At 72.6% G+C, this 23,711-nt stretch carries 20 protein-coding genes; 9 read left to right on the top strand and 11 right to left on the bottom strand.

From position 1 onward, the window contains the following. Window positions 1-17: 17 nt before the first annotated feature. Entirely contained in the window at window positions 18-1,139 is a 1,122-nt protein-coding gene (locus H299_RS0119905; protein ID WP_051262661.1) for an acyl-CoA dehydrogenase family protein, read from the bottom strand. 214 nt (window positions 1,140-1,353) lie between these two features. On the opposite strand from H299_RS0119905, the gene H299_RS0119900 reads away from it, so the two are divergent. After that, window positions 1,354-2,706 carry a UDP-glucose dehydrogenase family protein gene (locus H299_RS0119900; protein WP_037759762.1) on the top strand — a complete coding sequence of 451 codons (1,353 nt, stop codon included), beginning with the start codon at window positions 1,354-1,356 and terminating at the stop codon, window positions 2,704-2,706. Between the two features lie 19 nt (window positions 2,707-2,725). Here H299_RS0119900 and H299_RS35130 read toward each other — a convergent pair whose 3' ends face one another. After that, window positions 2,726-3,352, bottom strand: a complete 627-nt coding sequence (locus tag H299_RS35130) for a CGNR zinc finger domain-containing protein (RefSeq protein ID WP_078512886.1) — start codon at window positions 3,350-3,352, stop codon at window positions 2,726-2,728. 104 nt (window positions 3,353-3,456) lie between these two features. Between H299_RS35130 and H299_RS0119890 the strand changes: the two genes are divergently transcribed. Next, window positions 3,457-3,825 carry a VOC family protein gene (locus tag H299_RS0119890; protein WP_027749842.1) on the top strand — a complete coding sequence of 123 codons (369 nt, stop codon included), beginning with the start codon at window positions 3,457-3,459 and terminating at the stop codon, window positions 3,823-3,825. Between the two features lie 129 nt (window positions 3,826-3,954). Here the strand turns inward: H299_RS0119890 and H299_RS0119885 are convergent, their stop codons facing one another. Further along, a complete protein-coding gene (locus tag H299_RS0119885; RefSeq protein ID WP_027749841.1) occupies window positions 3,955-5,229 on the bottom strand; it encodes an LCP family protein in 1,275 nt (424 codons plus the stop codon). Window positions 5,230-5,358: 129 nt separating this feature from the next. Between H299_RS0119885 and H299_RS0119880 the strand changes: the two genes are divergently transcribed. From H299_RS0119880 to H299_RS0119870, 3 genes are all read left to right on the top strand, one after another. After that, window positions 5,359-5,913, top strand: a complete 555-nt coding sequence (locus H299_RS0119880; RefSeq protein WP_027749840.1) for an acyl-CoA thioesterase — start codon at window positions 5,359-5,361, stop codon at window positions 5,911-5,913. 175 nt (window positions 5,914-6,088) lie between these two features. Continuing rightward, window positions 6,089-6,388 (top strand): hypothetical protein, encoded by a 300-nt coding sequence (locus H299_RS0119875; protein WP_037759760.1) that lies wholly within the window; start codon window positions 6,089-6,091, stop codon window positions 6,386-6,388. A 345-nt stretch (window positions 6,389-6,733) separates the two neighbouring features. Continuing rightward, window positions 6,734-7,249, top strand: a complete 516-nt coding sequence (locus H299_RS0119870) for a lytic polysaccharide monooxygenase (RefSeq protein WP_027749838.1) — start codon at window positions 6,734-6,736, stop codon at window positions 7,247-7,249. Between the two features lie 133 nt (window positions 7,250-7,382). Here the strand turns inward: H299_RS0119870 and H299_RS0119865 are convergent, their stop codons facing one another. Beyond that, window positions 7,383-9,002: an LCP family protein gene (locus tag H299_RS0119865; RefSeq protein WP_027749837.1), complete on the bottom strand. Its 1,620-nt coding sequence runs from the start codon at window positions 9,000-9,002 to the stop codon at window positions 7,383-7,385. A 254-nt stretch (window positions 9,003-9,256) separates the two neighbouring features. Here H299_RS0119865 and H299_RS0119860 point away from each other — a divergent pair, with 254 nt between their 5' ends. Beyond that, window positions 9,257-10,240, top strand: a complete 984-nt coding sequence (locus tag H299_RS0119860; RefSeq protein ID WP_051262660.1) for a glycosyltransferase family 2 protein — start codon at window positions 9,257-9,259, stop codon at window positions 10,238-10,240. Between the two features lie 61 nt (window positions 10,241-10,301). Here the strand turns inward: H299_RS0119860 and H299_RS35125 are convergent, their stop codons facing one another. From H299_RS35125 to H299_RS0119840, 4 genes are all read right to left on the bottom strand, one after another. Further along, window positions 10,302-11,996 (bottom strand): LCP family protein, encoded by a 1,695-nt coding sequence (locus H299_RS35125; protein WP_078512884.1) that lies wholly within the window; start codon window positions 11,994-11,996, stop codon window positions 10,302-10,304. A 67-nt stretch (window positions 11,997-12,063) separates the two neighbouring features. Beyond that, window positions 12,064-13,920: an LCP family protein gene (locus H299_RS0119850; RefSeq protein WP_027749835.1), complete on the bottom strand. Its 1,857-nt coding sequence runs from the start codon at window positions 13,918-13,920 to the stop codon at window positions 12,064-12,066. 121 nt (window positions 13,921-14,041) lie between these two features. After that, on the bottom strand, window positions 14,042-15,397 hold the full coding sequence (locus H299_RS0119845; RefSeq protein ID WP_027749834.1) for an LCP family protein: 1,356 nt from the start codon (window positions 15,395-15,397) through the stop codon (window positions 14,042-14,044). 212 nt (window positions 15,398-15,609) lie between these two features. Next, window positions 15,610-16,389 (bottom strand): TIGR03089 family protein, encoded by a 780-nt coding sequence (locus H299_RS0119840; protein ID WP_027749833.1) that lies wholly within the window; start codon window positions 16,387-16,389, stop codon window positions 15,610-15,612. 130 nt (window positions 16,390-16,519) lie between these two features. Between H299_RS0119840 and H299_RS0119835 the strand changes: the two genes are divergently transcribed. The 3 genes from H299_RS0119835 (at window position 16,520) to H299_RS0119825 (ending at window position 20,298) form a co-directional block, all read left to right on the top strand. Then, window positions 16,520-17,968, top strand: coding sequence for an N-acetylmuramoyl-L-alanine amidase (locus H299_RS0119835; RefSeq protein WP_027749832.1), 1,449 nt, complete (start codon window positions 16,520-16,522; stop codon window positions 17,966-17,968). A 189-nt stretch (window positions 17,969-18,157) separates the two neighbouring features. Then, window positions 18,158-19,297, top strand: a complete 1,140-nt coding sequence (gene manB / locus H299_RS0119830; protein ID WP_051262653.1) for a mannose-1-phosphate guanylyltransferase — start codon at window positions 18,158-18,160, stop codon at window positions 19,295-19,297. A 56-nt stretch (window positions 19,298-19,353) separates the two neighbouring features. Further along, a complete protein-coding gene (locus H299_RS0119825; protein ID WP_051262659.1) occupies window positions 19,354-20,298 on the top strand; it encodes a DNA-3-methyladenine glycosylase in 945 nt (314 codons plus the stop codon). Between the two features lie 45 nt (window positions 20,299-20,343). On the opposite strand, the gene H299_RS0119820 is transcribed toward H299_RS0119825, so the two are convergent. The 3 genes from H299_RS0119820 to H299_RS35120 are packed head-to-tail and all read right to left on the bottom strand — an operon-like array spanning window position 20,344 to window position 23,249. Next, complete coding sequence (locus H299_RS0119820) at window positions 20,344-21,717, bottom strand: coenzyme F420-0:L-glutamate ligase (protein ID WP_027749829.1); 1,374 nt, start codon at window positions 21,715-21,717, stop codon at window positions 20,344-20,346. Next, window positions 21,714-22,694 carry a 2-phospho-L-lactate transferase gene (gene cofD / locus H299_RS0119815; RefSeq protein ID WP_037759753.1) on the bottom strand — a complete coding sequence of 327 codons (981 nt, stop codon included), beginning with the start codon at window positions 22,692-22,694 and terminating at the stop codon, window positions 21,714-21,716. The genes H299_RS0119820 and cofD overlap by 4 nt, the downstream gene beginning before the upstream one ends. A gap of 12 nt (window positions 22,695-22,706) precedes the next feature. Then, window positions 22,707-23,249 carry a cysteine dioxygenase gene (locus H299_RS35120; protein WP_037759772.1) on the bottom strand — a complete coding sequence of 181 codons (543 nt, stop codon included), beginning with the start codon at window positions 23,247-23,249 and terminating at the stop codon, window positions 22,707-22,709. Window positions 23,250-23,711: the final 462 nt, after the last annotated feature.

The raw sequence follows: 23,711 nt of genomic DNA, 5'->3' as shown, positions 1-23,711 counted from the left end.
ACCGGCGGGAATCCGCGTTACGGCAGGTTGCGGGCCATCACGATGCGCTGGATCTGGTTGGTGCCCTCGTAGATCTGGGTGATCTTCGCGTCGCGCATCATGCGCTCCAGCGGGTAGTCGCGGGTGTAGCCGTAGCCGCCCAGGAGCTGGACCGCGTCCGTGGTGATCTCCATGGCCGCGTCGGAGGCGTAGCACTTCGCGGCGGCGCCGAAGAAGGTGAGGTCCTCGTGCGGGCCGCCGAGGGAGACCCGTTCGGAGCGGGCGGCGGCGGCGTAGGTGAGCTGACGGGCGGCCTCCAGCTTCATGGCCATGTCGGCGAGCATGAACTGCACGCCCTGGAAGTCGCCGATCGGCTTGCCGAACTGCTTGCGCTCGGCGACGTAGCCCTTGGCGTAGTCGAGGGCGCCCTGCGCGATGCCCAGCGCCTGGGCCGCGATGGTGACGCGGGTGTGGTCCAGCGTCTTCATCGCGGTCGCGAAGCCGCTGCCCTCGGCGCCGAGGAGGCGGGAGGCGGGGACGCGTACGTTGTCGAGGTAGACCTCGCGGGTCGGTGAGCCCTTGATGCCGAGCTTCTTCTCCGGCGCCCCGAAGGACACCCCCTCGTCGGACTTCTCGATGACGAACGCGCTGATGCCCTTGGTGCGCTTCTCCGGGTCGGTGACGGCCATCACCGTGTAGAAGTCGGAGACGCCCGCGTTGGTGATCCAGCGCTTGACGCCGTTGAGGACGTAGGCGTCGCCGTCGCGCACGGCGGTGGTCTTCATCCCGGCCGCGTCGGAGCCCGCGTCCGGCTCGCTCAGGCAGTACGAGAACATCGCGTCGCCCTTGGCCAGCGGGCCCAGGTAGGTCTTCTTCAGCTCTTCCGAGCCGGCCAGGATCAGCGGCATCGAGCCGAGCTTGTTGACCGCCGGGATCAGGGACGAGGACGCGCAGACCCGCGCGATCTCCTCGATGACGATCACCGTCGCGAGCGCGTCGGCGCCCGCGCCGCCGTACGCCTCCGGTACGTGCACGGCGTGCAGGTCGCCTGCGACCAGCGCGTCGAGGGCCTCCTGCGGGAAGCGGCCCTCCTCGTCCACGTCGGCGGCGAAGGGGGCGATCTTCGCCTCCGCGAGCGCGCGCACCGAGTCGCGGAGCATGCCGTGCTCCTCGGCCGGACGGTAGAGGTCGAAGTCAGCGGCCGAGCTGTTCACTGAGGGCGCCACGCTCTCTCACTCCCCTTATGCTAATTACCGTTAAGTAACCCAATTCTAGAGGTGAACTCCAGGACGGGCATACGTGACCTACATCTCCGGTACGGCCCCGGTTATGCTCGCGGGCAGTCTCATACGACTGGCGACACAGGAGCAGCACATGGCCAATCCGGCCCAGCCCAGGATCACCGTGATCGGCACCGGCTACCTCGGCACGACGCACGCCGCCGCCATGGCGGAGCTGGGCTTCGAGGTGCTCGGCCTGGACGTGGTCCCGGAGAAGATCGAGATGCTCGCCCGCGGCGAGGTCCCGATGTACGAGCCAGGGCTGGAGGAACTGCTGGGCCGGCACGTCGAGGGGCTGCCGGGCGCCTCCGGGCGGCTGCGTTTCACCACCTCCTACGCGGAGGTCGCTGAGTTCGGCGACGTCCACTTCGTCTGCGTGAACACCCCGCAGAAACACGGCGAGTACGCCTGCGACATGAGCTATGTGGACAGCGCCTTCGAGACGCTCGCCCCGCTGCTGACCCGGCCCGCGCTGGTGGTCGGCAAGTCGACCGTCCCGGTGGGCAGCGCGGCCCGGCTGGGCGCCCGCCTGGCCGAACTCGCCCCCGCCGGCGAGGCGGTGGAGCTGGCGTGGAACCCGGAGTTCCTCCGCGAGGGCTTCGCCGTGCAGGACACGCTGCGCCCGGACCGCATCGTCGCGGGCGTGCGCTCCGAGGCGGCGGAGGCGCTGCTGCGGCAGGTCTACGCGGGTCCGCTGGCCGAGGGCACCCCGTTCATCGTCACCGACTTCCCCACCGCCGAGCTGGTCAAGACCTCCGCGAACTCCTTCCTGGCCACCAAGATCTCCTTCATCAACGCGATGGCCGAGGTGTGCGAGGCGGCCGACGGCGACGTGGTGAAGCTGGCCGAGGCGATCGGGCACGACGACCGGATCGGCCGCAAGTTCCTGCGGGCCGGTATCGGCTTCGGCGGCGGCTGCCTGCCCAAGGACCTGCGCGCCTTCATGGCGCGGGCGGGCGAGCTGGGCGCGGACCAGGCGCTCACCTTCCTGCGCGAGATCGACTCGATCAACATGCGCCGCCGTACGCACATGGTCGAGCTGACCCGGGAGGCGGTCGGCGGCGGCCTGCTGGGCAAGCGCGTCGCGGTGCTGGGCGCCACCTTCAAGCCGGACTCCGATGACGTACGGGACTCACCCGCGCTCAACGTCGCGGGCCAACTGCACCTCCAGGGCGCCCAGGTGACCGTCTACGACCCCAAGGGCATGGCCAACGCCCGCGCCCTCTTCCCGACCCTGGGCTACGCTCCGGGCGCGCGGGAGGCCGTACGGGGGGCGGACGTCGTCCTGCATCTGACCGAATGGCGGGAGTTCGGGGAGCTGGACCCGGCGGTGCTGGGCGAGGAGGTCGCCCAGCGGCACATCCTGGACGGGCGCAACACGCTGGACCCGGCGCAGTGGCGCAAGGCGGGCTGGCGGTTCCGGGCCCTGGGGCGGCCCACGGCGTGACGCTGCGGCGGCGTCCGCGTCAGGTGCCCGGCGCGTGGCGACCGGCGCCCGCGCTGCTGTCCGCAGCGCCGCCCGTCGTGCCGCTGTCCGTCGTGCCGCTGTCCGTCGTGCCGCTCTGGCGGCGCGCACGGTACGTCCGCATCTTGGCGCGGCTGCCGCAGACCGCCATCGTGCACCAGCGGCCCCGTCCCGCCGGGCTGCGGTCGTAGAACACCCACTGGCAGTCGTCCGCCTCGCACGCCTTGAGCCGCTGCCAGCCGCCGTCGCCCGCCGCCGCGATGCCCGCGGCGACGCGGGCGGTGAGCGCCGCCACGCCGTGCAGCCCGTCGGCGGGCCGCAGTGTAGCCGCGCCGTCCTCCCCGATCCGCAGCACCAGGGGCGCCGCGGCCAGCAGCCGGGCCAGGGAGCCCGCCTGCCCCGGTGACAGGTCCCTACCGGTGTGCGCGAGACACGCGGCGCGCAGCGCCTCGCGCAGCTCCAGCAGTTCGGACGTCTCCGCCAGGCCGTACCCGTGCAGGCCGTGCCTGTGCAGGAAGGCGGCGATGCCCTCGGGCGTGCCCAGTGCGTCCTCGCCCGCGTCGATGTCCAGGGTGTTCACCAGGTCCTGCACCAGGACGAGTGGCGGCGGCGCGGTTCTGTCGGTCACCCTTGCCACGTTACTGGCAACAGTGCACTATGGGTAACGCCCGTTACCGCTTAAGTCTGATAAGCGGTAACGGAGATCGAGATTCGTCGCCGAAAGGGATCACCATGGCCATCGCGAAGATGGGCGCCGTCGTGCTGGACTGTCCGGACCCCCGGGCGCTCGCCGAGTTCTACGCGGGCGTGCTGGGCTGGAAGGCCGAGGGTGAGGGGGACTGGGTCGAAGCGCTCGGGCCCGAGGGGCAGCGGCTGGCCTTCCAGGAGTCGCCCGGATTCATCCCGCCCCAGTGGCCGAGCCTGGAGCACCCGCAGCAGTTCCACCTCGACCTGGACGTGCCGAAGGACCGCCTCGACGCGGCGGAGCGCGAGGTGCTCGCGCTGGGCGCGCGGGTGGCCCAGGGGGACGACGGGGGGAAGCGCGACTTCCGCGTCTACCTGGACCCGGCCGGGCACCCCTTCTGCCTGTGCGCCTGTTGAGCTGCTGAGCGCCTGCTGAGCGCACCGCCGGGCGTGTGCTGACACGCGAAGGCCCCCAGTGGTCCGGCACCCCTGCCCGGGGCCGGACCACTGGGGGCCCTTCGGTGTTCAGCGTCGCCTGACGCCGCGCTAGTCGCCCTTGACGGTGACCTTCTCGTCCGCCTTCAGCTGCGACACCAGCTGCTTGACCCGCTCCATGTCCCACTTGAGCGAGCCGCTGGGCGCGGGACCGGCGATCGGCATGTTCATCGAGGTGCCGTCACCGCCCGTGATGCCCTTCATCGCCCAGAACATCTTCCGCAGCTCCCACAGGCTCATGTCCTTGTCGACGATCAGGGTGTCCAGGCCCGCGCCCATCACCGGGTAGAGCTTGAACGGGTTGATGATCGTCGAGGGTGTCGCGGCCTGGTTGGCCAGGGCGGACAGGAACTTCTGCTGGTTCTTCGTCCGCTCCAGGTCGCTCCCCGCCTCGTAGCGGTTGCGGACGAAGGCGAGCGCGTCCTCGCCGTTGAGGGTCTGCTTGCCCTTCTTGAAGTCCGCGCCCGAGTTCTTGTCCTTGATGTCCCGGGGGATGTCCAGCTCGACCCCGCCCATCGCGTCGACGATCTTGGCGAAGCCGCCGAAGCCGATCTCCGCGTAGTGGTCGATCTTCAGCCCGGTGTTGTGCTCGACGGTGCGGACCAGCAGCGTGGGCCCGTCCATGGAGTAGGACGCGTTCAGTTTGTTCGCGCCGGGGGAGGGGAACTCCTTGCCGCTCTCCGAACCGGTGAAGGAGGGGATCGTCACCCACGAGTCGCGGGGGAGGCTGACCATGGTGTTCCCGTTGTCACCGACGTGCAGGATCATCATGGTGTCGGTGCGCTTGCCCTCGGCGGAGCCGGTGTGCAGGTCCTTCTTCTCGTCGTCGGACAGGCCCTCGCGGCTGTCCGAGCCGACTATGAGGTAGTTGGTCCCCTCGCCGCCCTCCGGCCGGTCCTGGACCTTGCTGAGGTCGACCTCGCGCTTGAGCTTCGAGTCGGCCCAGAAGTAGGTGCCCACGGACCACACCAGCATCAGGGCGAAGAACAGGACCAGACCGACCGTTATCCGCTTCCGCCAGTTCGGGCGGGGCCGGGTGCCGCCGTACGCGCTGTCCTGGCCGCCGTCACCGCCGCCGCCGCGAGCGGGGCTGCCGCCGTAGACCTGGCCCTGGCTGTAGCCGGAGTCGTACGAACCGTCGCCGCCGGGTGCGGAGGCGCTTCCCGCGTACCCGTAGCCGTCGTCGTGCCCGCCCCGGCTCTGCTGGGGTACGTCGGGGCGCTGGGTGTGGGGCATGACGCGGGTGGGATCGGGCTCGGGCGCGGAGCTGCCGCCCCCGTGCCTGCCACGCGAGTCGTCGGTCCAACCGTCGGGCCACTGATTCATGAACCGTAGTGTGCACGGCGGTAGTCGGCCCGACACAGTCCGGGTGCCGCTTCGGGGCGAGGCTGTAGCAGACCTGTCGCAATCGCGCCCGGTCGGGTGTCGGGCATGTCGGCGCATATGGTGGACGGCATGACCGACCAGGCTCTTACGGCGGCGGACGGTGCCCTACCGGGCAAGCCGACCGCCGCCTCCCGTACCACGCTCAGTCACATCATGACCGCGAGCGAGACCAATCTGCTGGGCACCGTGCACGGTGGCGTGATCATGAAGCTGGTGGACGACGCCGCGGGCGCGGTCGCCGGGCGGCACTCCGGCGGACCGGCGGTCACCGCCTCCATGGACGAGATGGTCTTCCTGGAGCCGGTGCGCGTCGGGGACCTCGTCCATGTGAAGGCCCAGGTGAACTGGACGGGGCGGTCCTCCATGGAGGTCGGCGTCCGGGTGCTGGCGGAGCGGTGGAACGAGTCGACCCCGGCGACGCAGGTCGGCAGCGCGTACCTGGTGTTCGCGGCCGTGGACGAGGACGGCAAGCCGCGCTCCGTGGCGCCGGTGGTGCCGGAGAGCGAGCGCGACCGGCGCCGCTACCAGGAGGCCCAGATCCGCCGTACGCACCGGCTGGCGCGGCGCCGGGCGATCAAGGACCTGCGCGAGAGGCGCGCGGCCGAGGGCCTTCTCGACGACTGACGGCGCTCCGCCCCGGCCCTGGCCCCCCCTGCCCCCGCCCTGACACGCCACCGCCGGGGTGAATGCCCCTGTTTCCCGCCTCCGGCCGTCTAGAAGTGCTGCACACGCGGAACACGCGGAACACGCGGAACCTGCGGAACACGCGGACTTCGAGCGAGCTGAGGGTGTGACCGGGATGGCGAGCACGGCGACGGCGGAGACGGCGGCGGTGCAGCGGGCGGTGGCGGAGCTGCGGCGCTGTGTGGGCGAGCTGCGGGGCCGGTACGGGGACGTGCCGGCGGTGCGGCGGCTGGTGAACGACGCGGAGCGGCTGGAAATCGACCTCAGCGAGGTGCAGGCGCTGCCCGCCCCGGCCGGGCGCACCGGTGCCGCGGGCGCGCAGGACATCGTCGAGGTGCCCGGCCCGGCGTACGACGAGACGCTGTGGACGGGCGGGGACGATGAAGGGGTCGGCGGCTACCACGCCGAGCGGTGACGGCTCCCCGCCGTACCTCGCCATACCCCGCCGAATCCACCGTTCCGCGACAGTCCAGAGGCGCAACTCGGCCAATCGGCGCCGATTCCGAGAGTTTCACGGTGTCCAGGGTTGACCGTGGTCAGACAATGGAATAGGTCTAGACTAATGGTCACGTGAATCCGAATCGACCACTGCGCAGCCGTCATCACTTCACGGGGCGGCTGCATCCCTCACCGCTGGCGGTACGTCCGTCTTCGCGTCGGCCAGGAGCACCAAGCCGCCTGAAGGCCTCGGGTCCGCAGAACCCGTTGCCACCCCCACCTCCGGCAGGCGGTCCGCGATCTCCACCGTGAAGGAGCTGGCATGAACAACAAACGCAAACTGGCGTTCGTCATCGGCGCCGGTATCGCTCCGCTCATCGCCGTGACCCTCCCGTCCGCGTCCGCGAGCGCGCACGGCTACGTGAACTCGCCCGCGAGTCGCCAGGCACAGTGTGCCGCGGGCACCGTGTCCTGCGGACAGATCAAGTGGGAGCCGCAGAGCGTCGAGGGGCCGAAGGGGCTCACGAGTTGCAGCGGCGGAAACTCCCGCTTCGCCGACCTCGACGACAACAGCAAGGGCTGGCGGGTCTCGGACGTCAGCCGCCAGCAGACGTTCACCTGGCGCCTGACCGCACGGCACGCCACCAGCACCTGGCAGTACTACGCGGGCGGGCAGAAGGTCGCCGAGTTCAACGACGGTGGCAGGATTCCGGGCGCCTCGGTGTCGCACAGCGTCAACTTCGGCGGCGTCTCCGGCAAGCAGAAGGTGCTGGCGGTCTGGAACATCGCGGACACCGGTAACGCGTTCTACGCCTGCATCGACGTCAACATCCGCTGAACGGGCCCGGCGGTGCCCACGGGTGAGGTGACGACCTGACCCGGAGCGCCGGAGCGGTGCCGCGGCCCGGGCCGCGGCACCGCACACCCGCGGGCCGCTGCCCCGCCGGCCCCGGCCCGCTGCCCCGGCCCGCTCAGGGGCAGGTCACCTCGTCACCCGTGACGGCCTGGAACCCCTTCCCGCCCTTCCCGTCCTGCCCGGTCGAGCCGGGTGCGGGCATCACGTCCGCCGGACGCACTGCGCGCACCGCGGTGAAGTCCGCCCCGACGGTGACCCGCATCGTCGGCCCGCGCCCGTTCTCCTTGCGCAGCGTCGCGCCGGGCAGCGCCGCCGCGAGGGTGCGCACGGAGCGGTTCCAGCGCGGGTCGTAGGTGATGACGGTCTTCCTGGCGTCCTGCCGCGCCGCGTTGCGCGGGATGCCCGTGGTGTTGAAGCCGGTGCCGCGCAGCGCGGTGTCGGCCTTGTGGCCGAGCCCGGCGCGTCCGGTGCCGTTCTCGACCTGGACGCGGATCTGCGGGGCGGGCACGTCGACCGGCACCGCGGCGCGCCTGTCCGCCGCGCCCTTGGCCGCGCCGTCCCTGCCCGCGCCACCCTGCGGCGCCCCGCCCTTCCCTTCCTTCTCCGCCTTCCCCTTCCCGGCCAGTGGCCGGTCCTCGCGCAGCGCCGCGAAGAGCTTCGCCGCTCGCCGCCGGTCCCAGGTCACGGTGGAGCCGAGCCCGTCGACCCGGTGGTCGACGTCCTTGAGCGGGACGGAGACGAACTCCGAGGAGGCGGGCGTGAAGCCCCGCATGTTCTCGCCGAGCGCCAGCATCTCGTCACCGCCGAAACCCCGGTCGGCACGTACCGACGCCAGCACGGTGGAGGCGAACTTGTTGAACTTCACCGGGTTCAGCAGTACCCCGCTGTCGGTCGCCCGCCCGATGACGGAGGCGATGAAGCGCTGCTGCCGCTGCATCCGCCCCAGGTCCGAGGCGCCGTCGAGATGCCGCGCCCGTACGTACGCCAGCGCCTCCGCGCCGCTGAGCCGCGAGGTGCCCGCGGGCAGGTCGAGCCCGGAGTAGCGGTCCTTCAGCGGCCGTACGGTGCACACCGGGACGCCGTCCAGCACGTCCACGGTGCGCATGAAGCTGGTGAAGTCGACCTCCAGGTAGTGGTCGACGTGCACGCCCGTCATCTGCTCCACCGTGCGGACGGTCAGGTGCGGACCGCCGTGCGTGTAGGCCGAGTTGATCTTCGCGGGGTAGGCGGTGTGCCGCCGGCCGGTGCTCTCGTCGGTGTGCTCGGGGAGCTTGACGTAGGTGTCGCGCGGCAGGCTGACCACGCTGAGCCGGTCCCGGTCCTCGGAGAGGTGGACGAGCATCAGCGTGTCGGTGCAGTCGCAGGAGGTGCTGCCGAGCCGGTACTTGTGCCGCTCCTCGCGGCTCAGCTGCCCCCGCTTGTCGACGCCGACGACCAGGAAGTTGAGCCCCTCGGAGGCGTCCGGCCGGTCCCGGAGGCCCGTGAACGGGTCGACGCGGCGCACCCCCGACTCCAGCCCGGTCACCAGTGCGTGGCCCACCCCGCTGGTGGTCAGCACCAGCGCGGACGTGGCCGCGACCAGCCGCAGCCCCCAGCGCGGCCGTCTCCCGCGCGCCGGCCGCCCGCGCCGGGGGGCCGGACGGGCCGCACGGCCCGCGTACACGTGCGGCGGGCGGCCCGTACGGGGCGCGTAAGGGGGACGGGGTGGCGGCTGGGGATGTGCCGGTGCGGGCAAGACGGACCTCCGCGGCGGTGGGCCGGGGCCGGTACCGGAGTGTGCCGGGTGGCCTCCGACGGGCGGCCACCCGGCAGGCTCGGAGCCGGCCGGGCCTGGATGGCCATCGCACCGTAGACACATATGATCTCCGCACCGCAGCCCACACGCCGTGCGGCGGCCCGGCGGCACCCGGCTGGCGTGCGAAGGCGTCCCCCGTTCGCGGTAACGTGACCGCTGTGACTGGATCTGCTGCCCCCGCCGTCTCCGTGATCATGCCCGTGCTCAACGAGGAGCGGCATCTGCGCACCTCCGTGCGGCACATCCTGGAGCAGGAGTACGACGGCGCGCTCGAGGTGGTGATCGCCCTCGGCCCCTCCGCGGACCGTACGGACGAGATCGCCGCCGAACTGGTGCGCGAGGACGCGCGCGTGCACACCGTGCCCAATCCGAGCGGCCGTACGCCCGCGGCGCTGAACGCCGCGATCAAGGCGTCCCGGCACCCGGTCGTCGTACGGGTGGACGGTCACGGCATGCTCTCGCCGGACTACATCGCCACCGCCGTGCGGCTGCTCGAGGAGACCGGCGCGGCGAACGTCGGCGGCATCATGCACGCCGAGGGCGAGAACGACTGGGAGCACGCCGTCGCCGCCGCCATGACCGCGCGGATAGGCGTCGGCAACGCCGCGTTCCACACCGGGGGCGAGGCCGGACCGGCCGAGACCGTCTACCTCGGCGTCTTCCGCCGCGAGGTACTGGAGCAGCAGGGCGGCTACAACGAGGAGTTCATCCGGGCGCAGGACTGGGAGCTGAACTTCCGCATCCGCGAGGCGGGCGGGCTCATCTGGTTCTCGCCGGAGCTGCGCGTCTCCTACCGGCCGCGCCCCAGCGTGCGGGCGCTGGCCACGCAGTATCGCAACTACGGGCGCTGGCGGCACGTCGTGGCCCGCTACCACGCCGGTTCGATCAACCCGCGCTACCTCGCACCGCCGACGGCGCTGTGCGCCATCGCGGCGGGCGCCGTGGTGGGCGCGGTCGTGACGCCGTGGGGCTTCGTGGTGCCGGCGGGGTACGTGGCGGCACTGGTCGCCGGGTCGCTGCCGGCGGGCAAGGGGCTGCCCGCCGCGGCGCGGGCGCGTATCCCGGTCGCGCTCGCGACCATGCACATGTCGTGGGGCTGGGGCTTCCTCACGAGCCCGCGGAAGCTGGCCCGCCACGTGCGGGCCAGCCGCCGCGACACCGTCGCCGCGGCGGACTGACGCGCGCGGCGCGCGGGCGGCGGGCGCCCCGGCCGCGCCGCCGCGCCCACTGCGGGCGGTGTCACCAGGTGTTGTTCGGGTTCACGTTCATGCACGCCTTCTTGTCGTCGCCGTTGAGCATGTCCGTGGTGTCCGGCGTCTTGTCCTCTTCCCTGTCGCCGCCGCCCGTGGCCTTGGGGTACTCCGGCCCCGACCGCCAGTCCGCTCCCACCACCAGGGTGACGTCCTCCACCGCGGAGGAGTGCTTGACCAGCCGCTCCGGGATGTTCAGCGCCTTGGCCACCGCGAGCGCGTCGCCGTGCTGGTCCTCGTTCGCGTAGCTGACCGTCGTGTCCGCCTGCGACCTGGGGGACTGGTCGGCGACGGCCTGGGTGAAGCCGTCCTGCGCGAGGTACTCGGCGACGGTGCCCGCGCGGCCGGTGACGGGGGTCTGCGCGGCGGTCCCGGTGCCGTTCATCACCCGTACGCCGATCTCGGCCTTGGGCGCGGCCCGGTCGCCGGACTTCTCGGAGTCGTCCTGCTTCGGCCGCCGCTTGTCCTTGCCGTCGAGCGCGATGTCCTGCCGGACCATCGAGAAGACCTTCTCGGCGTCGTTCTCCTTGGGGACCACGTAACTGCCGCCCTGCGCGTACTCCCAGGGCATGGTGGCCATGGTGATCCGCTTGGTGGGGACCTGCTTGAGGTCGTTGCCCAGGTCGTACAGCTTCTTGACGCTGCCCAGGCCGTGGTCGACGGTGAGCGCCTTGGTGGCGGACTCGGCGAGGTTGCGCAGCTTGCCCGCGTCGGTGAGCTTGGTGCCCGACTTGAGCTGGCGGACCATCGAGTTCATGTACATGTGCTGAGCTTTGGCCCGGCCTATGTCCGTGCCGTCGCCGAAGCCGTGGCGCGTACGCAGCCACTGGAGGGCCTGTTCGCCCTTGACGACCGACTCGCCCTTCTCCAGCCGGAGTCCGGACTTGCGGTCGTAGACGTTGTTGTCGACGCAGACCGGGACGCCGCCCACCGCGTCGGCCATGGACACCACCCCGGCGAAGTCGATCATCATGAAGTGGTCCACCGGGATACCGGTCAGCCGCTCCCAGGTGGCGACCGTGCAGCCGGGACCGCCGTGCTGGAGACTGGAGTTGATCTTGTCGTTGGTCTCCGGATAGATCTTGTCGTCGTCCTTGTCGGTGCACTTGGGGATCTCCACCCTGGTGTCGCGCGGGATGGAGATCACCGACATGTTGCTGCGGTCGGCCGAGACGTGCAGCATCATCTGGACGTCCGCGAGTGGCGCCCGGTCCCGGTCGGCCCGGGACCCGCCCAGTTTCACGTTCTTGTCCGACGCGCGTGAGTCGGAGCCCAGCAGCAGGATGTTGAGCGGGCGCTGGCCGTCGGCGTTGGGCGCGCTGCGGCCGAGCTTGTTGTCGCCGAGGTTCAGGTCGTCCTTGTCGAGGTTGTTGTTCAGGTGCCGGTAGTAGAGGTACCCGGCGCCCGCGGTGGCGAGGACGAGGACCGAGAGGGTCAGCGCGGACCAGGTGAATATTCGGCGCTTCACGGATTTGGGCCGCTTCCGCTTCCGGCCGCGCCCGGCGCCGCCGCCCGCGTTGCTCGCGCCGCCCCGGTCGCCCTCGCGTCTGGCGCGCCTGCCGCCTCCGCCGACGGCGCCCTCGCCGTCGTACGGCTCGCCGCCCCGGCCGCGGTCACCGGCCGCATGCGTCGCGGGCGTGTTCGTGCGGCCGTCTTCGCTACGGGCGCCGTTGCGATGCCGCACGGGACCTCCCCATGTTCATATGGCGGTGCTTCCGGCGCCGTGCCGACGGCGGCGCCGGGGGCCGGGCTCACTTCGCGCAGACGTTCTTGTCACCGGCGTTGACCTCCCGCACGCCCTCCGGCGCCTTCTCCGGGGCGCTGATCGGCTCTCCGGCGCCGGTGAAGTCCTTGCCGAGGGTGAGCTTCATCGCCTCCTGCGGCCCGGCCTCCGCGCCCGACTTCTTCAGCGCGGAGCCCGGCAGACCCATCATCTTGGCCAGCGCGGCGGCCTGTCCGGCCTGGTCGGCGGCGTAGACGAGCCGTGTCTTGGCGAGCTCCTCCGGCGCGTTCCCCGCGTTGGTCGACAGGGTCACGCCCTTCTCGTTCTGCAGCCAGGTGACGGTGGCCTGCGCCGCGCCGACCGGACCGCCGCCGTTGACGATGTCCACCCGGACCTCGGCGGCCGGCGCGGGCTTCGCCTTCACGTCCTCGGCCGCCTTGTCCTTGGCCGCCTTGTCCTTCTTGGTCTCGGTCAGCGACTTGTCCTGCTGGACCATCTTGAACAGCGGCCTGGCCTTGGTCTCGTCCAGTATCACCAGCGCCTTGTTCTCCGGGTTGTCGAGGACCGGGGTGGTGACGAAGGTGATGTTGTCCGTGTTCACCCGGCGCAGGTCCTTGCCCAGCGCGATCAGCTTCTTGATCGTTCCTATCCCCGTGTCGACGGTGAGCGCCTCGGTCGCCGACTCCGCGAGGCCGAAGAGCTTCTTCGGGTTGGTCAGCGTGCCGCCGGACTTCATCTTGCGGATCATCGCGCCCAGGAACTGCTGCTGAAGCTCGATGCGGCTGAGGTCGCTGCCGAAGCCGACCGAGGACCGGGTCCGTACGAAGGCGAGCGCCTCCTCGCCCTCGATGGTGTGCTTGCCCGCGTCCAGCTTGAGGTGCGACTTCGGGTCGTCTATGTCCTTGGCGACGCAGACCTCGACGCCGCCCACCGCGCTGGACAGCTCCTTGACCGCGTTGAAGTCGGCCATCATGAAGTGGTTGATCTCCACCCCGGTCAGCTTCTGCACGGTGCGCCAGGTGCAGCCCGGGTCGCGGCCCCGCTGGCCGAGGCTGGTGTTGAAGCGGACGTTCTGCTCGCCGGGGATGGTCTTGGTCGACCCGTCGTCCTGCTTGGTGGGGCAGTCCGGGATGTCGGTGACCATGTCGCGCGGGATGGAGAGCACCGTCGCGTTGGAGCGGTCCGCCGAGACGTGGAAGAGGAGCGTGGTGTCCGCGTGGCCGACGCTGCCCGCGTCGCCGTAGCCCTCGTTGCCCGAACCGGTGCGGTCGTCCGTGCCGATGACCAGGATGTTCACCGGGCCGTCCGAGACGGCCGGATTGTCGATGCCGACGTCGACCTTGTCTATGTTGTTGTTCAGGTGCTGGTAGTAGAGGTAGCCGCCGGTGCAGGCACTGACCAGCAGCAGCGCCATGCTGCCGCCGCCCCACAGCAGCACCTTCTGCTTGCGGCTCCGCTTCTTCTTCGGCTTGCGGCGGCTGTGCCCGCCGGTGCCGCCGGAACCGCCCGAGCCGCCGTTTCCGGGCGGGCCGCCCGTACCGCCGGAGTCATCGGAGCCGCCCGAACCCGCCGAACCGCCGGAGCCGGTGGCACCGCCCTCGGCGGAGTGGCCGGCCGCACGGCGCCTGCCGCCGCCGGAGCGCGCGCCGCGCGGCCCGGGGGAGCCCCGGTCAGCGCCGGAATCTCCGCTCTGCGCGCCGTTGCGGGCGGACGGTCTGACCTGGCGCAGGGGCGCGGTCGGCTGACCGCTCTCGTGCGTGCCCTGGGGCTGGGTGCCGCCGTTCGAAGGCGTCAGCCGCAGCTCGTAGCTGCCGGTGTCCGGATTGAACACCCATTGATCCGCGGGGTCGATATCGCCCGCGTGCCGCCGGCCATGCGCGTCCACGATTGCGAAAGTCCTCCATTATGCCGCCTGGCGCCCCGGAGGGCGGACCGGATCGCTCACACTATCCGCCGACTTCCAGGCGCAGCGACGTCGGTGACACATTCCACTGGCTTACAAACGGTCAATCCGCCGCATTCTCTGCACCCTCCCCCGCACATGAGTCACGGGCGGCGGTCGTACCCCGGTAGGTGGGGGACGAACTGCCGTCCTCATCGCCCTTCTTCCCGTCTTTGGAGCGCTTGTCGTCGACCTCTATGTGCGCGTCCTCGCGCAGCAACGTGAAGAGCTGGTTCGCTTCTGGTTGCACCAGTTCGTCCCGGTTGCTGTCCAGGGCGTACGGCTGCCGCGGCACCGTGAGGAAGCGCACCTCGTCCTCCGGTATGTCCCGCAGCCCGCTGGCGAGGTCGTACAGCTCCTTGAGCGAGTTGAGCCCGGCGTCCGCGGTGAGCGCGGAGGTCGCCGCGTTCAGGAAGGGGTAGAGCTTCGCCGGGTTGAGCAGCACGCCGTTGGTGCGCACCTTCTTCACCAGTGAGCCGAGGAACTGCTGCTGGCGGTCCATGCGCTGGGTGTCGCTGCCGTCGAAGCTCTTGCGGGCGCGCACGTAGCCGAGCGCGTCCTCGCCCTGGAGTATCTGTCTCCCCGACTCCAGGTGGAGCTTCGCGTCGGTGTCGCTGACCGCCTTCTTCAGGCAGACCTCGACGCCGCCCACGGCGTCCACTATGTCCTTGAATCCGGTGAAGTCGACGATCAGATGGTGATCGATGCGGATGCCGGTGAGCTTCTCGACGGTACGGATCGTGCAGGCCGCGCCGCCGAACTCGTAGGCCCAGTTGAACTGGGCGTGCTGCGCCTCGCTGCTGCCGCCGTCCGCCTTGCGGCAGCTGGGGATGTCCACCATGAGGTCGCGCGGCAGGGAGACGGCCGTCGCGCTGGCCCGGTCCTCGGGCAGGTGCAGCAGCATCGTGGTGTCGGAGCGCTGGGTGCCGCCGCCACGGCCGTACTTGGAGTTCTCGCCCTCGCGGCTGTCGGAGCCGAGCAGCAGGATGTTCTGCGCCTCGTTGTCCGCCGGGGCGGGGCGCTCGGCCTCGTGCCGCTCCAGTTCCCGGGCGGTGTCCTGGTCGGTGGTGATGTTGCCGTTGAGCTTCCGGTAGAGCGTCCAGCCCGTGCCGGCGGCGGCGAGGAGGAGGACCGAGGTGCCGAGGGCGGCCCAGCGCAGCCAGCGGCGCCGGCGCACGGGCGGCGGCGCGGGCTCGGTGGGTGCGGGTTCCGCGCGTGCGGGCTCGGCGGGGGCGGGCTCCGCGCCTGCGGGCTCGGCAGGGGCGGGCTCCGCGCCTGCGGGCTCGGCAGGCGCCGGTTCGGCGGCTGCCGGTTCGGTGGTCGCCGGTTCCGCTGTCGTCCCGCCTGCCGTCGGGTCGTCTGCCGCCGCCGGGTCGTCGGCAGCTGGCTCTTCGGCCGGTGCCGGGCTGGCGTCGGTCACGTGTGTCCATCCCTCGCGAGGTCTTCGGTTGCCGGACTCGCACCGCCGCACCCACCGGGGGTACAGGTGTGCGGGCTTCGGTCACAGGGACAGACGGCCGGAACGGGTATTTGGTTGTACGCGCGGGAAATCTCGTTGCGGACGGTGCGCAGCCTCGCGGTTGCCGATGACGGTCCGCCCCCGCGCGTTCGCACCGCGCCCGCCCTCCGGGGTCACTCCGCGCTGTGGGTCACGCGCTCGCTCTCCCGGCGGCTCGCCAGCGCCTCCGGGGAGAGCCCGTCGGCGTTGCGGCACAGTACGACCGAGGCCCCGGCGGCCAGCGGCGCGTAAAGCCCGGCGGAGAGGCCCTCCCAGCTGTCGTACGGAAGCAGCGAGAGGACGCGGGAGCCGGGGGCGAGGCCCCGGGCCGCCGCGTCGGCGCGGGCGCGCTCCACGACCTGCGCCCCCGTCAGTTCCAGGGGGAGTCCGCGGGTGCCGTCCGCCGGGCCGTGCACGGCCAGCGCGGGCGCATCCGGGCCGACCGGGGCGTACGGAGCGAAGCGGTCACCCTGGCTCGGTACCTCCACCGCGTAGTCCATGAAGCCCTGTGGCGGCTCGGGGAACCGCACCCCGAGCGGGCGCAGGCTGAGCGCGACCCGTTCCCCGGTGCAGGCGCGGGCCGCCGCCAGGGTCTCCGGTCCGGAGACGGCCAGGCGGGCCTTGCCCGGGTCGCCGTTCACCTCGGCCACCACCCCGGCGGCGGAGCAGGCGAGCAGCCAGACGGCGGACTGCCAGTGTGCGGGCAGCAGCAGGGCGAGGCGGTCGCCGGGCTCGGCGGCGAGTTCGTCCTGGAGCAGGTTGGCGGTCTTCGCCACCCAATTGGCGAGGGTGGCGACGGAGAGTTCCACCCGCTCGCCGGTGGCGTCGTCGTAGAAGGTCACCAGCGGGCGGGACGGGTCCGTGGCCAGGGCGGAAGCCAGCAGGTCGGCGGGGGTGCGGTCGGGGGTGTCCATCCGCACAAGGGTACGGGGCGCCCGAGGCGCCAACGGGGGTGCGTGGGGCGGGTGCTGCCGTGCCGTCGGGGCGACTGGGCGTCAGTTCCCCGATGGACAGATATGCGGGGGTATGTCCAAGATCAGGGCTATGCGCGTACTTCCTCTCACCTCGCTCGGTGTCCTCTCCGCCGCCGCCCTGCTGATCCCGCTCGCCCCGCCCGCCGGAGCGCTGCCCGCCGCCGGGCAGCACTCGCCGGCGGTGGACGGCGGGGCACCCGCCGCCCGGCCCGCCGCACCAGTGCTGCCCGGCAGCACGCAGTCGCTGGACCTCCGGCCGGTCCGTCCGGCCGGTTCGCCGGGCCCCGCGGCCGGCGACCGGGGGGCGGACGCGGACACGCCCGCCCGTACGGCCGGCGAACGGGGCCTCACCCCCCGCACGGTCCGGCCGTTCGCTCTGCTGGGGCTGATCTGGGACGACGCGGCCGAGGAGCTGCGGGCGCGGGCGCAGGTACGCATCCGCTCCGCGCACACGGGCGCCTGGTCCGGGTGGCGCGAGCTGGATGTGCACAGCGCGCACGCCCCCGACGCCGCTCCGGGGGAGCGTGCGCGCGGCAGCGTGCGTGGGGCGACCAACCCGCTGTGGACCGGCGCGTCCGACGGAGTGCAGCTGCGGGTGAGCCCCGAAGGGCGCGACGGCCTGCCGCGCGGGCTGCGGCTCGACCTGATCGACCCGGGTGACGCGGACGCGGGCCCGGGCGCCGCCGAGCCCCGCGGCCGGGACGGCGACGGCTCGCAGGACCGGGACGGCACGGAGCGCACCGCCGAGACGGGGCGCACCGCCGACGGCGAGAGCGCCGCCGACAAGGCCGAGAGCGTCGGCCACGCGGAGAGCGCCGAGAGCCGGCTGGCCGAGCTGCCCGCGCTGAGCAAGGCCGAGACCGAGGCCGCCGCCTCCGCGCAGGGCCTGGGCGAGGCCGCCGCCGGGGGCGGCAAGCACATCGGCCCGCGCCCCGGCATCGTGACCCGCACCGGCTGGGGCGCCGACCCGGACCTGCGCGACGGCGGCTACCTCTACACCCGGACGGTGAAGGCCGCCTTCGTCCACCACACCGCGATGACCAACGGCTACCGCTGCGCCGAGGCGCCCGCGATCATTCGCGGCATCTACCGCTACCACGTCAAGAGCAGCGGCTGGCGGGACATCGGCTACAACTTCCTCGTCGACAAGTGCGGCAAGATCTACGAGGGCCGCGCGGGCGGCGTCGTCGAGCCGGTCCAGGGCGCCCACACCTACGGCTTCAACAGCAACAGCATGGGCGTCGCCGTGCTCGGCTCGTTCGGGAAGGCCCAGCCCTCCCGTGCCGCGCAGGACGCCGTGGCCAAGATCACGGCCTGGAAGCTGGGACTCTTCGGCGTCAACGCCAAGGGCACCACCACCATGACCTCTGCCGGCGGCAAGTACGCCAAGGGCCGCAAGGTGCGGATGCGCACCGTCTCCGGGCACCGTGACGGATTCAGCACCGAGTGCCCCGGCAAGCAGCTCTACGACCGGCTCGGCTCCATCCGCACCACCGCCGGCCGCCTCCAGGGCCGCTGACGCCCGCGGCGGCGCACCGCCCGCCGCCGCACCCGCCGCCCGCCCGCGTTGGCAGAACCGGACAGGAGGCCCCGGTCAGGTCATGACGCGGGTGCGTATGCCGGTGGCGGCAGGTGGGGGAGAATCTCCGGAAGCAATCGGACGCGCCGGAGTCGATCCCCGCGCGTCACCCGCTTCCCAGGGGGATCTATGCAGATCAGAGCGTCATCCGAAGCCGTCGGTCCCGTAGGGCGGGCTGGATCGGCCGGTACGGAGGCGGTCCTCCTGGTCGGAGGCAGGGGCACCCGGCTGCGGCCCTTGACGGTGAACACGCCAAAACCGATGGTCCCGGCCGCCGGCGTCCCCTTCCTCAGCCACCAGCTCGCCCGGCTGCGGGCGGCCGGCATCGAACACGTGGTGATGGCCACCTCCTACCTGGCGGAGGTCTTCGAGCCGTACTTCGGCGACGGCGGCGACTTCGGCCTGCGGCTGGAGTACGTCACCGAGGACGAGCCGCTGGGCACCGGCGGCGCGATCCGCAACGTCGCCGCCCGGCTCGACTCCGCCCCCGGCGATCCCGTCCTCATCTGCAACGGCGACATCCTCACCGGCCTCGACATCCGCGCCCTGCTCGCCGCGCACACCACCTCCGGCGCCGAGATCTCGCTGCACCTGACGCGGGTGGCCGACCCTCGCGCGTACGGACTGGTGCCCACGGACGCGCGCGGCCGGGTCACCGCCTTCCTGGAGAAGCCGCAGACCCCGGAGGAGATCGTCACCGACCAGATCAACGCGGGGGCGTACGTCTTCCGGCGCTCGGTCATCGACACCATCCCGGCCGGACGCCCCGTCTCGGTGGAACGCGAGACCTTCCCCGACCTGCTGGCCGCGGGCGCGTACCTGCACGGCATGGTCGACTCCACCTACTGGCTGGACCTCGGCACGCCCCAGGCGTTCGTACGCGGCTCCGCCGACCTGGTGCTGGGCCGCGCCCCCTCCCCGGCGGTGCCCGGCCGGCGCGGCGAGAGCCTGGTGCTGGCCGGTGCCCGGGTCGCCGACGACGCCAAGCTGACCGGCGGCACGGCGGTGGGCGGCGGCGCCGTGGTCGGCGCGGGGGCGCGGATCGAGGGCAGCACGCTGCTGGACGGCGCGGTCATCGAGCCCGGCGCGCGGGTACGCGAGTCGCTGGTGGGCGCGGGCGCGCGGATCGGTGCCCGCGCGGTGCTGGACGGCGCGGTGATCGGGGACGGCGCGGTGATCGGCGCCGACAACGAACTGCGGGGAGGGATACGGATCTGGTGCGGGGCGGAACTCGCCGCCGGATCGGTCCGCTTCTCGTCGGACCAGTGAGCAGCGCAGGGGACGGCCCCGCACCCGTCCCCGCCCCCGACTCCCCCTCCCGGCCGGTGCCCGCCCAGCACCGCGCCCCCTCCGGTGCGGCGCCCGGTGCCCGGCGGCGCGTGTGGACCCCCGAGGGGCCCTACGACCTGCGCGGCTGCCTGCGCGTGCTGCGGCGCGGCCCGTACGACCCGGCGTACCGGGTGCTGGACGGCGCCGTCTGGCGGGTCAGCCGGACCCCGGCCGGCCCGGCCACGCTGCGCGTCGCGCCGGACGGCGCCGGGCGGATCGCCGCCGACGCCTGGGGCCCCGGCGCCAACTGGTCGCTCGACCGGCTGCCCCGACTCCTCGGCGCCGACGACGACCCGGCCGCCTTCGTCCCGCAGCACCGGCTCACCCACGACGCGCACCGCCGCCACCCGGGCCTGCGGCTGGCCCGCACCGGGCTCGTACTGGAGTCCCTGATTCCGTCGATCCTGGAGCAGAAGGTCACCACCGACGAGGCGTACCGCGCCTGGCGGCTGCTCGTCTGCCGCTACGGCGACCCGGCTCCCGGCCCGATGGGCGGGCTGCACGTCCCGCCCGACGCGCGCACCTGGTGCATGATCCCGTCCTGGGAGTGGCACCGGGCGGGCGTGGACGGCAAGCGCTCCGCCACCGTCGTACGGGCCGCGCGGCGCGCCGGGCGGATGGAGGAGGCGGCCGGGATGGAACTGGCGGCGGCGACGGCCCGGCTCTGCGCCATCCCCGGCATCGGCCCCTGGACCGCCGCCGAGACGCTCCAGCGCAGCAACGGCGCCCCGGACGCCGTCACCGTCGGGGACCTGCACCTGCCGGGCATCATCGGCTACGCGCTCACCGGCGAACGCGGCGCCGACGACGCCCGCATGCTGGAGCTGCTCGCCCCGTACGAGGGACAGCGGCACCGTGCGGCGCGGCTGATCCTGGCCACCGGGCGCACGCCGCCGCGCCGCGCGCCGCGCTTCCCGCGCGGCGACATCGCCCGCCTCTGAACGCGGGCCGCACGCGCCCTCGGGCTCCGGCCGGCTCCGCCGGCGTCAGCGCACGGTGAGGAAGTCGGCGCCGTCCCGCGGCGGCCGGTTCCGGGGCGGGGCCGCCGGGTGCCCCACCGCGACCGAACCCATCGGGTCCCAGTCGGCGGGCAGCTCCAGCACCTCCCGTACGGTCTCGCGGCAGAACATCGTGGACGACACCCACGCCGACCCCAGCTGCTCCCCGGCCAGCGCGACCAGGAAGTTCTGGATGCCCGCGCCGTTCGCCACGACGAACATCTCCCGCTCGGCGGCGGCGCGTCGCGCGTCCGGATAACTGTGCGAGCCGTCCATCACCAGGCACGGCACGACCAGATACGGCGCGTTCCGCAGCACGTCGCCCCGGCGCACCCGGCGGGCGATGCTCTCCTCGCTCCTGCCGTCGGCCCGCAGGTCGGCGATCCACGCCTCGCGCATGGCGTCCACCAGCCGCTTCCGGGACTCCTCCGACTCCAGCAGGACGAACCGCCAGGGCGTGGTGTGATGCGGCGCCGGTGCCGTCACCGCCAGCGCCACGGCACGCCGTACCGCCGCACCGTCGACCGGCGCGCCGGTGAACTCCCGCACCGTGCGGCGCAGCGTCACCGCTTCCCGTACGGCCTCCGAAGTGCCCAGCCGGAACATGTCGTCGGCCGCCTCGCGCACCAGCGCACGCGCGGACTGCGGGGCCTGTGCGCGGCCGTGCGCGGCCTCGTCCTCACCCTCCGCCTCGCCGGGCGGGCCGAGGGCGACGTGCCGGGCCAGGCCGCGCACCACGGCGACCGGCAGCCCGCTCGTCTTGCCCTTGACCAGCTCCCCGGCCGCCGCCAGCTCGTCGCCGACGGCGGTGACCGTCACCCCCAGCGGGTTGCCGAACGTGTCCTCACCGCCGCGCAGGTCCTCCAGCACCCGCACCCCGGCCGCGCCGATCGCGACGTCCGTCTGCCCCTCGCGCCAGGGCCGCCCGAAGGTGTCGGTCACGACCACCCCGACCTCGACACCCAGCGCCTCGCGCAGCCCGTCCCGCAGGGCGCGGGCCGAGGCGTCGGGGTCGAGGGGGAGGAGCAGCACCGTGCCCGCCGGGGTGTTGGAGGCGTCCACACCGGCCGCCGCCATGACGAAGCCGTGCCTGCTCTCGACGATCCGGGCGGCACCACGCCGGGCGACGACCCGTACGGTCTCCGCGTCGATGGACGCCTCGCGGTCGGCGGCCCGTACCGTCCGGCCCTCCGCCTTGCTCACGATCTTCGAGGTCACCAGGAGGACGTCGCCGTCCTCCAGGCCCGGCATCGGCTCGGCGGTGGCCGCGTCCACGATGAGCTGCACCAGGCTGTCGCCCGTGCGCACCTCGGGGATGCCGGGCAGCGCCCACACCTGATAGGCCGTCGTGCTGCCGGTCATGCGCGGACCTCCTCGGCCAGGGTCAGCGCCTCGCGCGCCATGCGGGCGGTCTCCTCGAGGCCGGTCATCATCAGCGGCACCGCGCGGCAGCGGATGCCCGCCTCCTCGACCTCCGGCACGGCACCGGTGTCGACGGTGTCGACCAGCCAGCCGTCCAGCAGTCCGGAGCCGTAGTGCCGGGCGACCGCGGCGGCCGTCGCCTCGACCCCGATCGCGGCCAGCACCTTGTCCGCCATCCCGCGCACCGGGGCGTCGCCGACGATCGGCGAGAGACCGACCACCGGCACACCCGCGTCGGCGATGGCCTCCCGGATGCCGGGCACCGCCAGGATCGTGCCCACGCTCACGACGGGGTTGGACGGCGGGAAGAGGATGACGTCCGCCTCGGCGATCGCCTCCAGCACGCCCGGCGCGGGCTCGGCCTTGTCCGCCCCCACCGGCACGACGGCGTGCGCCTCGACCGAGGCGCGCAGGCGCACCCAGTACTCCTGGAAGTGGATCGCCTTGCGGTCGCCCGCTCCGTCCCCCTCGCCGTCCGGCAGGGTCACCGCGACGTGGGTCTCGACGCGGTCGTCGGTCATGGGGAGCAGGCGGACACCGGGCTGCCAGCGTGCGCACAGCGCCTCGGTCACCGCGCTGAGCGGGTATCCGGCACCGAGCATCTGGGTCCGCACGATGTGTGTCGCGAAGTCGCGGTCACCCAGGCCGAACCACTCCGGCCCGACGCCGTACGCGGCCAGTTCGGCCTTCACGGTGAAGGACTCCTCGGCGCGGCCCCAGCCCTGCTCCTCGTTGATGCCGCCGCCGAGCGTGTACATCACCGTGTCGAGGTCGGGACAGACCTTGAGGCCGAACAGATGGATGTCGTCCCCGGTGTTGCCGATGACGGTGACGTCCGCGTCGGGGGCCGCGGACCTGAGCCCCTGAAGGAACCGGGCACCACCGATGCCCCCGGCCAGAACCACAATGCGCTGCATCCCGACAGTGTGTCAGCCGGAGGCTGAATCCTTGAGGGGTGGTGGTGACGGCGCGAGCGCGGGGCGGGGAGCGTTCGCGGTGTGCATGGGCATCGCCGTGAGCCCGGGGAAGTAGATGTGCAGGCTCACCGCGGGCTCCAGGCTGTCGTTGAGCGCTTCGTGCACATAGCCCGGCGCGAAGACGCGCTGCGCGCCCGGTGCGAGCACGCGCGGCGCCGTGGCGCGCGGCATGCCGCCCGCGCTCCGCACATGCTCCGTCAGCTCCCCGGCCAGCACGGTGAGCACGCCGCTGGACGCGCCGTGGTCGTGCCGTCCGCTGCTCTGGCCGGGCAGCCAGCTGAGCAGCCACACCTCGTAGCCGGGGCCGGTGCGCAGCCGGTGGTACCAGCGGGTGAGGGGGTCGTACCGCACGAGCGGCACCCAGGAGTCGCGGTCGGCGGCGATCGTGCGGGCCAGTCCGGCGAAGCCGGCGACGGTGCTGGGGTGGGCGGGCACGGGCGGCAGGAGGTGTGTGACGGCGAGGAGGTCGCCTGCGATCTGGAGGTCGCTGTCCAGGGAGGAGTTCACGGGAAGGAGGGCCTTCGGTGGGTCGTGTCGGGCTGGAGATCCGGCGGAGGCCGGTGGGGAGTCCGCGCTCAGCAGCCCTCTGCGGAGGGCTGGGCGGGGTGGAGACGCCTCAACAGCAGCGACAGCAACAGTGCCCGGACGCGGCGCAGCCCGACCGGCCGAAGCGGGTCGGGTGGAGCGAACGGGGCACAGACATGCGCACAAGGAGACCCGTTGCGCGGGGGCGTTGTCAACTGAGCACCCGCGTTCGGGCGTACGGATTCACCGCATCCGGTGGCCTTGGGTGGAGAAAGGTTTGTGCACGACTCATCGCGGACAAGTGGCGCAACAACCCCGCAGGGGAGCGTCGTTGTGATTCTGTGATCCTGTCGTGACCGAGCTTGTCGCGGTGCGCGAGGCGGGGGATGTTCGACCGAGGCCGACTTCCGGGCAAGGACTGCACAGAGTGAT

Source organism: Streptomyces sp. CNH287 (assembly GCF_000424825.1).
Note: the sequence above shows the minus strand (reverse complement) of the source record. Positions and strands in the feature narration are given on the sequence as shown.